This is a genomic window from Arthrobacter sp. (assembly GCF_031988865.1).
Lineage (GTDB): Bacteria > Actinomycetota > Actinomycetes > Actinomycetales > Micrococcaceae > Arthrobacter_B.
Genome location: NZ_DALZXY010000042.1, coordinates 16,636 through 27,783, shown reverse-complemented (window position 1 = coordinate 27,783; position 11,148 = coordinate 16,636). Strand labels below are relative to the sequence as shown.

Annotated in this window: 11 protein-coding genes; 4 read left to right on the top strand and 7 right to left on the bottom strand. The window is 66.0% G+C overall.

Features of this window, described 5'->3' with window-relative positions:
* The coding region (locus RTN46_RS09430) for an MFS transporter (protein WP_312180826.1) at positions 1-1,172 on the bottom strand (1,172 nt) is incomplete at its 3' end.
* 258 nt (positions 1,173-1,430) lie between these two features.
* On the opposite strand from RTN46_RS09430, the gene RTN46_RS09425 reads away from it, so the two are divergent.
* A complete protein-coding gene (locus tag RTN46_RS09425) occupies positions 1,431-1,880 on the top strand; it encodes a (deoxy)nucleoside triphosphate pyrophosphohydrolase (RefSeq protein ID WP_312180829.1) in 450 nt (149 codons plus the stop codon).
* A gap of 52 nt (positions 1,881-1,932) precedes the next feature.
* Here RTN46_RS09425 and RTN46_RS09420 read toward each other — a convergent pair whose 3' ends face one another.
* Positions 1,933-3,009, bottom strand: coding sequence for an Rv2578c family radical SAM protein (locus RTN46_RS09420; protein ID WP_312180824.1), 1,077 nt, complete (start codon positions 3,007-3,009; stop codon positions 1,933-1,935).
* Between the two features lie 38 nt (positions 3,010-3,047).
* On the bottom strand, positions 3,048-3,512 hold the full coding sequence (locus RTN46_RS09415) for a hypothetical protein (RefSeq protein ID WP_312180822.1): 465 nt from the start codon (positions 3,510-3,512) through the stop codon (positions 3,048-3,050).
* Positions 3,513-3,668: 156 nt separating this feature from the next.
* Between RTN46_RS09415 and pheS the strand changes: the two genes are divergently transcribed.
* Together pheS and pheT are read left to right on the top strand one after the other, a co-directional pair.
* Complete coding sequence (gene pheS / locus RTN46_RS09410) at positions 3,669-4,745, top strand: phenylalanine--tRNA ligase subunit alpha (protein WP_312180820.1); 1,077 nt, start codon at positions 3,669-3,671, stop codon at positions 4,743-4,745.
* Positions 4,746-7,289 (top strand): phenylalanine--tRNA ligase subunit beta, encoded by a 2,544-nt coding sequence (gene pheT, locus RTN46_RS09405; protein ID WP_312180818.1) that lies wholly within the window; start codon positions 4,746-4,748, stop codon positions 7,287-7,289.
* 90 nt (positions 7,290-7,379) lie between these two features.
* On the opposite strand, the gene RTN46_RS09400 is transcribed toward pheT, so the two are convergent.
* Positions 7,380-7,748: a hypothetical protein gene (locus RTN46_RS09400; protein ID WP_312180816.1), complete on the bottom strand. Its 369-nt coding sequence runs from the start codon at positions 7,746-7,748 to the stop codon at positions 7,380-7,382.
* 140 nt (positions 7,749-7,888) lie between these two features.
* Here RTN46_RS09400 and RTN46_RS09395 point away from each other — a divergent pair, with 140 nt between their 5' ends.
* Positions 7,889-8,509, top strand: coding sequence for an HAD-IA family hydrolase (locus RTN46_RS09395; RefSeq protein WP_312180814.1), 621 nt, complete (start codon positions 7,889-7,891; stop codon positions 8,507-8,509).
* Positions 8,510-8,542: 33 nt separating this feature from the next.
* Here RTN46_RS09395 and RTN46_RS09390 read toward each other — a convergent pair whose 3' ends face one another.
* The 3 genes from RTN46_RS09390 to RTN46_RS09380 form a co-directional block, all read right to left on the bottom strand.
* Positions 8,543-8,875, bottom strand: a complete 333-nt coding sequence (locus RTN46_RS09390; protein WP_312180813.1) for a TfoX/Sxy family protein — start codon at positions 8,873-8,875, stop codon at positions 8,543-8,545.
* 39 nt (positions 8,876-8,914) lie between these two features.
* A complete protein-coding gene (locus tag RTN46_RS09385) occupies positions 8,915-9,049 on the bottom strand; it encodes a hypothetical protein (protein ID WP_312180812.1) in 135 nt (44 codons plus the stop codon).
* Positions 9,050-10,077: 1,028 nt separating this feature from the next.
* Positions 10,078-11,043, bottom strand: a complete 966-nt coding sequence (locus tag RTN46_RS09380) for a quinone oxidoreductase (RefSeq protein WP_312180810.1) — start codon at positions 11,041-11,043, stop codon at positions 10,078-10,080.
* Positions 11,044-11,148: the final 105 nt, after the last annotated feature.

Below are 11,148 nucleotides of genomic sequence, written 5' to 3'. Positions count from 1 at the left end.
TCCAGCGCCCCGCTGAGCAAGGCGATGCCCAAGCCGAGCAGCGCCAGCACGGCACCCACGACGGCGGGGGAGCGGTAGCCCCAGCCCCAGGCGATGACCAGTCCGCCGGCCATGGCGCCGAGCGCGTTGGCCATGTTCAGTGCCGCATGGTTCAGCGAGGAGGCCAGCGAGGCCGCGCCCGGCGAAACATCCAGGAGCCGGGTCTGCAGCGCCGGGGTCAGGGCCGAGCCGATGGCACCGACCAGGAACACAAGAATGACTGCGCCCACCTTGTACTGCACGGCCCAGGCGTAGACCGCCAGGATGACCACGGTTCCGCCCAGCACGGCATAGATGCTGCCCATGACGGATCGGTCTGCAATCCGGCCGCCGACGACGTTGCCAACCACCTGCCCCACTCCGTAGAGGCCCACGATGAAGGGCAGCACGGACACGGACATGCCCGCCACCTCGGTCATGGTGGGGGAGATGTAGGTGTAGACGGCGAAGAACCCGCCGAAGCCCACGGTTCCGACCAGCAGCGCCAGCCAGACCTGGGTCCGGCGCAGGGCGCTCAGCTCACGCCGGACGCTGGCGTCGGGGTGGGCGGCCTGGAACGGCACAAACCGGGCCACCAGGGCCACAGTTAGCAGGGCGATGGCCCCGACGAGTACGAACATCCAGCGCCAGCCGTACTGCTGGCCGAGCCAGGTTGCGAACGGAACACCGATCACATTGGCGATACTCAGGCCGAGCATGACCATGGAAATGGCCCAGCCGCGCCGGGTGGGTGCCACCAGTGAGGCGGCGATGACGGCGGCCACACCAAAGAACGCTCCATGCGGGAGTCCGGAAAGGAACCGGGTCACCAGCAGCCAGCCATAGTCCGGGGCGATAAAGGAGGAGAGGTTGGCAATGGCGAAGAACGCCATCAACCCCAGTGCGAGCCGCTTGCGCGGCATCTTGGCTCCCAGCGCCGCGAGCAGCGGGGCACCAACGACGACGCCGAGGGCATAGGCGGAGATCACGTGTCCGCCTTCCGGGACGGTGACTCCAAGGTCGGCGACCATTTCCTGGAGCAGGCCCATGATGGCGAACTCGGTGGTGCCGATGGCGAAACCACCGGCTGCGAGGGCGATGATGGCCAGGGAGACGTGGCGGGCTTTGGAAGCCGCTGTGCTCGATGAAGGCATAGAGATGAGGTGCTTTCGGATCAGCGGGAACCGCGGAGCCGCGAAGGACACGGACGCGCATGTACGGCCATTGCAGGAAGTGGATCGGCTGCAAATAACTCCGCAGCGAAACCTCCGCTGCGATGTTCCTGTACTGCAACACATTTCTGTGGTGCAACATTCCTGTACGTCCAGCGAATGCGGCAGGGAAAGGCCGGGGACGGTGTGGCACCGTCGCCTTTAAGTCTAAGGCAGCGGGGACCGTAGACTCGAGCTGTGTTGAATCCAGAGTTGAAACAGGTAGTCGGGGCGGCAATCATCGATGACCTCCAAAACCCAAGCAGCCTCCTGGCTGCCCGCCGGTCCGCGCCGGAACACTATGCCGGGATGTGGGAGTTTCCCGGCGGGAAAGTGGAGCCGGGTGAATCCTGCGAAGCGGCGCTGCACCGCGAATTGGCCGAGGAACTCGGGGTGGAAGTTGCCCTGGGCGCTGAAATCACCGGACCGCTGGCTCAGGGCTGGCCGCTGAACCAGGCCGCCGCCATGCGGGTTTGGCTTGTTCAGCTCACGGCCGGCGAGCCGTTGCCGCTGGAAGACCATGACGAACTGCGCTGGGTCCAGCTCGACTCACCGGAGCTCGCTGAGCTGCCGTGGATTCCCGCTGACCTGCCGATTGTCGCTGCGATGCTGCGGGCCGCCGGGGTGCAGAATCCGGAACTGACGGACTAACAGGACAGGTCCTGGTGCGGCCCAGCGGGTGCCGCCCGGCCAGCTCACCCGGTCAAAACAGGGTGCCTGCGGCCGCCGGCAGGCGGATGTCCCCAGCCGCAGTGGACGGGGTGGGTGCCGTGCCGGGCGTCGCGCTGGAATTCCCGCCTGCCTGTCCCGCGCTGCGGGTGGAGAGGAACCGGTTGGCCTCGTCGAAGCCGTGGCGGGCTTTGAAGAACCGGATGCGGCCGGCCAGCCATTGCCGGTACTCCTTGGAGGCATTGGTTCCGCCCGCGAACAGCGCATCGTATTTGGCGGTCAGCTGCGGGTAATCCCGGGCCAGCCACTGCCGGTACCACTCCCGGGCGCCGGGCCGAAGATGCAGGGCGCCGGCTGTGACCGACGAGGCGCCTGCCTTGGCGAGGGCAGCGAACAGGGCATCCAGGGATTCATCGCCGTCGGTCAGCCACGGCAGGATCGGCATGGCCATCACGTTGCACTCCATCCCGGCGTCCCGGATCCGGCTGATTAGCTCCAGCCGGGCCTTCGGCGATGGTGTGCCCGGCTCGACGCTGGATGCAAGGGCCGGATCCAGCATGGCCAGGGAGATGCCCATGCTGATCGGTGTGCTTTGTGCGGCGTCCGCGAGCAGCGGGAGGTCGCGGGCCAGCAGTGTGCCCTTGGTGAGGATGGAGAAGGGTGTTCCGCTGTCTCTCAGTGCACGGATGATGTCCGGCATCAGCTTGTAGCGCCCCTCGGCCCGCTGATAGGGGTCGGTATTGGTGCCCATCGCCACGTGTTCGCGTTTCCACGACGGTTTGGCCAGCTCGCGCCGCAGGACTTCGCCCGTGTTGGTCTTCACCACCAGCTGGCTGTCGAAGTCGGCGCCGGTGTCCAGATCGAGGTAGCTGTGCGTTTTACGGGCAAAGCAGTAGACGCATGCATGGCTGCATCCCCGGTACGGGTTCACCGTCCAGCCGAACGGCATGTGCGAAGTCTTGGGCACCTTGTTCAGGACCGACTTGGCAATCACCTCATGGAAGGTCACCCCCGCGAACGCGGGAGTCTGGACTGACCTGACCACACCCTGCAGGGAAAGCAGTGCGTCCGCTGCCGGTGCAGCCTTCGGTTCCTGTTGCTGCCACCTCATCCATCCATTAGAACATATGTTCGAATCGGCGGGTGGGTCTACCGCGGGCTGCGGTAGCCGCCGTCGTCGAGCCCCGCCAGGATTTCAAAGATGTTCGACGACGCCGGATCGCCGGAGAGCAGCTTGGAGATCCCAGCGGCGGCGAAGTACAGCGGCAGGAAAGCCAGACCCAGGACGGCGTACTGGCTGCTGTGCCGGGCCTCGTGTCGCAGCAGGGGAGAGATGTGCCCCGGCCCGGCCGGTTCGAAGGCAGCGGCAACCCGGGAACGGTAGATCACCACGTTGCCGAGCGTAAAGGCGGCGGCATAGGGGAGCCGGTGTTTCCAGCCCCCGGCCAGCAGCAGCCCGTCCGGGCCGCGTTCCAGCCGCAGCCGGCACGCCCGCGACAGCAAAACCCCGGCCGCCGTCGTTCCGTTGATCAGGTTCAGGGTGCGGCGCAGGTTCAGGATGCGGCGGATCCGGTGGCGGTTCAGGACGCCCTGGGCCGAAGCCGGCAAAGTCATGCGCCAATAGTAGGGGAGCGGAGGGCGCCTTCACACTGCCCGGCGGCCCGGCGTTCGTTGGTTAGACTGGTAGCCGCAGGCTCCTTCACTTCCCGCCTGCACACCAGCGTTTATCCAACAGCCACCAACAGGGCCGGAAACAGGTAAGAACGGTACATGTCGAATTCCATACCGGGGATGGACTCCCCAGACACCGCGGCACCCAACCCGCTGGACGAGCCGGCGGTCGCCGCCGCCGTTGAATCAGCGCTCGCGGCCATCGCCGCCGCCACTGACCTGGACAGCCTCAAGGAGGTCCGGATCGCCGTCACAGGTGAAAAGTCACCGCTGTCCCTGGCCAACCGCCAGATCGGTGGACTCCCCAAGGACCAGAAGGCCGCCGCCGGCAAGGTCGTAGGCCCCGCCCGCGGACGGATCAACCAGGCACTCGCCACCCGTACCGTGGAGCTGGAAGCCGAGCGTGATGCGCGGATCCTCGTCGAGGAAGCTGTGGACGTCACCGCTGCACCGCGCCGCCGCCGCATGGGCGGACGCCACCCCCTCTCCACGCTCCAGGACCGCGTCAGCGACATCTTCGTGGGTATGGGCTGGGAAATCGCCGAAGGTCCCGAGGTCGAATCCGAGTGGTTCAACTTCGATGCCCTGAACTTCAAGCCGGACCACCCGGCCCGCGAAATGCAGGACACCTTCTTCGTGGAGCCCCCCGAGGCGCATCTGGTGATGCGCACACATACTTCTCCGGTGCAGGTCCGGTCCATGCTCGAGCGCGAGCTGCCGATCTACGTGCTCTGCCCGGGCAAGGTATTCCGCACCGACGAGCTCGACGCCACGCACACCCCGGTGTTCCACCAGTTCGAAGGCCTGGCCATCGACAAAGGCCTGACCATGGCGGACCTGGTGGGAACCCTGGAGCACTTCACCCGGGTGCTTTTCGGTGACGAAGCCAAGGTCCGGCTGCGGCCGAACTATTTCCCCTTCACTGAGCCCAGCGCCGAGCTGGATATCTGGCATCCCGGCGCCAAGGGCGGCCCGCGCTGGATCGAGTGGGGCGGCTGCGGCATGGTCAACCCCAACGTGCTGCGCGCGGCGGGCATCGACCCCGAGGTCTATTCAGGTTTTGCCTTCGGTATGGGCATCGAGCGTGCCCTGATGTTCCGCAATGAAGTCTCGGATATGCGGGACATGATTGAGGGCGACGTACGTTTCAGCGAACACTTCGGGATGGAGATCTAAGTGAGAATCCCACTTTCCTGGCTGCGCGAGTATGCCCAGGTTCCGGCGGACGCAACCGCCGAAGACGTTATGGCAGAACTGGTGAAGGTTGGCCTCGAGGAAGAGGACGTCCACCGTCCCACCGACGAGCTGCAGGGCCCGATTGTGGTGGGCCAGGTGCTCTCCAAGGAGCCCGAACCGCAGAAGAACGGCAAGACCATCAACTGGTGCACCGTCCGGGTTGTCCCGGAAGGTTCCTCGCAGGAACTCACGGGCGACGGGATCGATCCGTCCGGCGTGCAGGGCATCGTCTGTGGTGCACACAACTTCGAGGTCGGGGACAAGGTGGTTGTCACCCTGCCCGGCGCCGTGCTGCCCGGGGACTTCCGGATCAGCCCGCGCAAGACCTACGGGCACGTCTCCGCCGGCATGATCGCCTCCGTGCGGGAACTCGGCATCGGCGAGGACCACGACGGCATCCTGGTGCTTTCCACCATCGGTCTTGACCCGGAGATCGGCTCCGACGCGATGGAACTGCTCGGTCTCTACGACCAGGCAGCGGAAATCAACGTGACGCCGGACCGCGGCTACGTGTTCTCGATCCGCGGCGCCGCCCGTGAGTACGCCCACGCCACCGGCACCAAGTTCACCGACCCCGCGGCCACGGTGGAGGTTGCGGAAGCCGACGGCGCCGGGTACCCGGTCCGCCTGGCCGACGACGCTCCGATCTACGGCAAGCCCGGCTGTGACCGTTTCGTCGCCCGCACCGTCCGCGGCGTCGACCCCACCCGCCCGACGCCGCCGTGGATGGCTGCCCGGCTGCGCCTGGCCGGCATGCGGTCCATCTCGCTGATCGTGGACATCTCCAACTACGTGATGCTCGAACTGGGCCAGCCACTGCACTGCTACGACCTGGACAAGCTGACCGGCGACATCACGGTCCGCCGCGCCACCCCGGGCGAAACCATCACGACACTGGATGAGAAGGTCCGCAAGCTGGACCCCGAGGACCTGCTGATCACGGACGAGTCCGGCGCCATCGGCATTGCCGGCGTAATGGGCGGGGCCACGACCGAGGCCTCTGACACCACCCGGAATGTCCTGGTCGAGGCGGCGCACTTCGACGACGTCAGCATCGGCCGCTCCCGCCGCCGTCATAAGCTGCCCTCCGAAGCGTCCAAGCGCTTCGAGCGCGGCGTGGACTGGTACGTTGCCGACGTCGCTGCGCAGCGCGCCGTCGACCTCCTGGTGGAACTGGCCGGCGGCACCGCTGACGAATCCATCACCGACGCCGGCACTGCGCCCGAAAGGCGCAGCATCTTCCTGCCTGCAGGATTCCCGGCACAGCTGATCGGCTACGACTTCACCGAAGAGCAGATCACCGGAACACTCTCCGACCTGGGTGCGGACGTGCAGCAGGCCGACGGCGGCTACCGTGTGTCGCCCCCGAGCTGGCGGACCGACCTGGAAACCCGGGAGGACCTCACTGAGGAAATTATCCGGCTGGTGGGCTACGACCAGATCCCGTCCACCCTGCCGGTGGCGCCTCCTGGCCGCGGTCTGACCCGCCTGCAGCAGCAGCGCCGCCGCCTGCTGCAGTCCCTGGCCGCTGAAGGCCTGACCGAGGTGCTGTCCTACCCCTTCGTCACCGAAGAGGACAACAACACCTTCGGCACTCCGGTTGCCGGCGAGCAGCGTCCGGCCCTGAAGCTGGCTAACCCGCTCAGCGCCGAATTCGGCTACCTGCGCACCTCGGTGCTGCCTGGCCTGTTCGACGTCGCCAAGCGCAACCTTTCGCGTGGCTTCCGGGACCTGGCACTGTTCGAGTCCGCGACGGTCTTTCTGCCCGGTGAAACCACGGGCACCGAGACCATCCCGCCGCTGGGCGTCAAGCCCTCCGACGAGGTCCTCGATGCCCTGTACAACGGTATTCCGGACCAGCCGCTGCACGTCGGCGTGCTCTTCACCGGGCACGAGTCACCTGCCGGCGCCGGACACACCCCGCGTCCGTGGGACTGGGCCGACGCCGTCGACACCGCCCGGTTTATGGGCGACGTGCTCGGCGTCGAACTGGTGATCAGCAAGGGCGAACACCAGGCTTTCCACCCGGGACGCACCGCAATGATCTCGCTGCGCAGCGGTGAAACGGTCGGCTACGCCGGCGAGCTGCATCCGAAGCTGCTTGCGGCCCGGGATATGCCTGCCCGGACCGTGGCGCTTGAGCTCAACGTGGATGCGCTGTTCGACGCGGCACCTGACGTGATTGTGGCCCGGCCCATTTCCAGCTACCCGGCAACCAACCAGGATGTTGCGCTGGTTGTGGCGGAGGAAATCCCGGCCGAAACGGTGTTGGAAACCCTGCGCGAAGGCGCCGGGGAACTGCTCGAGGACATCTCGCTGTTCGATGTCTACGCCGGAAAGGGCATCGATGAGGGGCACAAGTCCCTGGCCTTCGCCCTGCGCTTCCGCGCCGATGACCGCACGCTGACCGCGGATGAGGCCTCCGAATCCCGTGCAGCCGCCGTCGCGCTGGCTGCCGAGCGTTTCGGTGCCGTGCAGCGGTAGTGTCGCTCTAGTCGTTTGACGCAGCAGGCCCCGCCGGGTTTCCGGCGGGGCCTGCTGCGTGTGTGCGTCGCTCAGGGCCTCCGGCGAGGGCTAGGGTTTGCTGCACGTGATGAGGAACTGGGCCGCCCAGCCGAGGCCGCTGAGGAAGAATCCAAATCCAATCCCCCCGTACCCGGTAGAGGAAGCGGTGTAAGACCCAAGGGCGGCCGCAAGGAGGACAAAGAGGCAGCTGACGACCAGCAGCCTAGGATTCGGGTCGAACCGGCGGACGATGTCACCCCGCCGAACTCGGCGGCGGTCCCGGATGATCTGGACCATGACTGTCACGCCTCCCATGATCAGCGGCACCTGTACTGACTGATAACCGACCGGCGGCACGCCAACGTTGCCGCAGAGGATTCCGGTGATGACCAGGAGTGCCGTCGCGGCGTCCAGCTTGGCCAGCATGCCTTCCCCCATCGTTCAGCTTCTGCGGGCTGATGCACGAAACAGACGGAACCCTAGACCGTGGAGCGGCAGGTTGTCTGCACGAGACTTGTCTTGTTTTTAGATCTGCAAGCAGCCCGCTCCCGCTTGGCGCGCATGCTAGTTTGTCGTGCGTGGACACCCTCTCGCTCCCCGGTAACTGGTATCTCTTCGACTACGGCATGGTGATCTCCACTGCACCGCTCCAGGAGGACTGGGACGCCCTGCACCGCGCCACCGGGCTCGACCTGCGGCCGCCGTCGAGCCGCTATTGGGCGGGACGCGAGGGGTTCGACGCCGGCGTCCTGAGTCCGGAAGCCTACTGGTCGGGGGTGCTCGGCCGTCCGGCCGCGGAGGGGGAATCAGCCAGGTTGGAATCGCTCGACGCCGCGATGTGGTCCCACCTCAATCCGGTCGCCGTAGACGTCCTGCAGACGCTTCACGGTGAGGGAGCCAACCTGGCCCTGCTGTCGAACATGCCGGCGGGGATGTCACGGCGGTATGAGGCGGCCGCGACATGGCCGGGATACTTTTCCAGGCTGTTCTTCAGCGGCCGGCTTGGCATGGTGAAGCCGGATCCCCGGATCTTCAAGCACGTACTGGCGGACCTGGGCGCGGCGCCGGCGAACATTGTGTTCATTGACGACAACGCTGCTAATATCGCTGCGGCCGGGTCCCTGGGATTCCAGACGATCCTGCATGCCGAAGGGACGGACCTTCAAAGGGAACTTCTTGCCCTGCGGGATGACTTCTAGGGCCACTGCACCCGTCAGGGTCCGCTGGAACCGCTAGGACCTGCGGGACGTGCGCCCGACGGCGATCCACCAGGCCAGTGCTTCGTCCTCCGCGATCGTGTCCATGGGTACTTTCATCCAGCCCCGGCCCATCGGGCGGCGCTCTCCCATATAGGCCGGCTGTCCGCCGGCAGCCAGGAGTTCCTGGTACTGCGCCGGATCCACCCGCACCAACAGGTCTCCGTCCCGTCCTGCCGAGACAGCCAGACCGCCGTCCACCATAAAGGCCATACCCCCGAACATCCGCTTTTCCCGGACATCAGGGTGGGAGGCCAAGGCCTCGCGGATGCGCTGTGCCAAGATGTCCCGCTGAGGGTTAGGTTCCATAGCCTGCAGCCGCTCCTTCCAGAGGTTGGCCCAGCGAGGTTAGCGCTCCAGCTTCCGGTCCTGCACCAGGAACTGTGCGCTGGAACCCGTGCCGACCAGCAATAGGCCGGTTGCTATCCAACCGTGCCCCGGAATCAGGCTGGCGTAAATGGTCATGGCCACAACGAATGCCATGGACGCTCCGGCAGCTGCCAGGCGCCGGAGCGTGGGCTGAATCGTCCGGACTTTTTCCTGTCGGCCGGCCGCCCGGCGGGTCCCGGATGAGAAGGATAAGGGTGTTGAGCCCGAAAATGATCAGGACAAGCTGGGCGAACTGCGAGTCCGGCGGAAGACCGATGAGGTTGCCGCAGAGTACCCCGGTGATGGCCAAGGTGGCTGTTGCGGCGTCGAGCATCGTGATCTCATTCGAGACCTCAAAGGTCTTCATGGCGCTGTCCGGACCCTTTAACCGGGCCTGGTCCTTTCGGGTCGGCAGCCCTGGTCGGCCGGTAATGAGCGGTGAACGCCCAGAGCAGAAGCGCCGTGCCGGCTGCGAACATGGCTGCTGCCAACGGAAGGGGAGCGCCGCCGTCGGCCATGCGCAGGTCTCCTCTGCCCAGCATCATGGCGCCGAGACACGCACCTGCGCTTACGAGGTATCGCTTCATTGAATCTGTCTACCATCTGTAAGGCTGACATGACCGAGAATTCAGCCGGGTGGCCCCGCCCCCTGCCCAGCCGATCCATTGGCCGTAGCTGGGGAGCCTCAGGCTAAAGAGGTCTCCGCATGATGGCTGCGCAGTTTCCCCACTGAGTGTGGCCTCTGTTGCTGGTCGGCTCTCGCCCGTCACTCCCGTAACGATGAGTGGGAAACTACGTATCCCCAGCCCCGAGTCGAGGTCGAAACCCCTCCGTTTTGGGCAAAATCGACCGGATTGGGATTTCCCTGCCACGGCGCGCCGGAGGGAAATCCCAAATCGGCCGAAAATTCCCAAACCGGAGGGAAAGCGCCCAAGCGGGAGGAACTTCCAGCCAGCCCGGCAGCCCGGGCCCTTGCCGGGCTGCCAGTCAGAGCCGGGCCATGCCAGCCACGACCAGCCAGACCAGGCCGCGGCGACACGCGTTCCCACTCTATGTAACCTCCCGTGGCGGATGGGGTCACGCCAGTCACTCCAGGCAACTAACAGTGGGAACCCGTGTCGGCTGCCCAAGCGCCCCCAAACCTACGTAACCAGCAGCACCTTGCCTGTCGTCTTCCGCCCCTCAAGATCCGCCTGCGCCTGAGCGGCTTCCGCCAGGGGATAGGTGGCCCCGATCCGCACATTCAGCGTGCCGGCCTCGACCATCTCGAACAGTTCCCGCGCCCGCCACTGCCGTTCCTCGGCGCTGAGCAGATAATCCCTCATGGTCGGCCGGGTCAGGTAGAGGGATCCCAGGGCGTTCAGCCGCTGGATATCGAACGGAGGCACCTGCCCGGAGGCTCCGCCGAAGAGCACCATCATGCCGCGCGGGTGCAGGCTGGCCAGGGACCCGTCGAACGTCGCCTTGCCCACGCCGTCGAACACCACGTCCACGCCGTGCCCGTCGGTGAGTTCCCTGACGCGGTCGGCGAAGCCGTCGTAGCGCAGCACATGGTCAGCGCCCGCACCGGCCGCGAGACTTTCCTTCTCATCGTTGGAGACCGTGGTGATGACGGTGGCGCCCTTGGCCTTCAGCAGCTGGATCAGCAGCAGGCCGACGCCGCCCGCCCCGGCATGGGTAAGGACCGTTTCCCCGGACTGCACCGGGTACGTCGAATTGCACAGGTAATGGGCGGTGATGCCCTGCAGTGGAAGAGCCGCGGCCACCTCGCTGGAGACTCCGCGTGGCACCGGCAGCGCCTTGTCCACATCCAGGATCATGTACTCGGCGTAGGTGCCGTGGCCTTCGGCGGTAGCCACCCGGTCTCCCGCTTGGAAAGCCGCGACGTCGACGCCGGCGGAAACCACCGTGCCGGCGGCTTCGGCCCCCGGGATAAACGGATACTTCATCTGATAGACACCGCTGCGCTGGTACGTGTCGATGAAATTGACGCCGGCAGCAGCCACTTTCACCAGCAGCTCGTTCGGGCCTGGAACCGGCAGATCCACGTCTTCATAGCGCAGAACGTCCGGTCCGCCGGCTGATGGGACGACAATGGCTTTGTGCATGGTTTGCCTCTTCCGCTGGGGTTGCGCACCGGTGAGCGGTCCGCGCTTCGATTGGGAACCATCGTAGGCCCGGCGGCTGGGGGCTGCAGGAAAACCGGTCTTCAC

Bases quoted from the DNA above. Each gene is read 5' to 3' on its own strand.
- RTN46_RS09385 (WP_312180812.1), bottom strand. From the start codon at position 9,049: ATGGCATTCGTTGTGGCCATGACCATTTACGCCAGCCTGATTCCGGGG.
- RTN46_RS09390 (WP_312180813.1), bottom strand. From the start codon at position 8,875: ATGGAACCTAACCCTCAGCGGGACATCTTGGCACAGCGCATCCGCGAG.
- RTN46_RS09380 (WP_312180810.1), bottom strand. From the start codon at position 11,043: ATGCACAAAGCCATTGTCGTCCCATCAGCCGGCGGACCGGACGTTCTG.
- RTN46_RS09400 (WP_312180816.1), bottom strand. From the start codon at position 7,748: ATGGGGGAAGGCATGCTGGCCAAGCTGGACGCCGCGACGGCACTCCTG.
- pheS (WP_312180820.1), top strand. From the start codon at position 3,669: ATGTCGAATTCCATACCGGGGATGGACTCCCCAGACACCGCGGCACCC.
- RTN46_RS09415 (WP_312180822.1), bottom strand. From the start codon at position 3,512: ATGACTTTGCCGGCTTCGGCCCAGGGCGTCCTGAACCGCCACCGGATC.
- RTN46_RS09420 (WP_312180824.1), bottom strand. From the start codon at position 3,009: ATGAGGTGGCAGCAACAGGAACCGAAGGCTGCACCGGCAGCGGACGCA.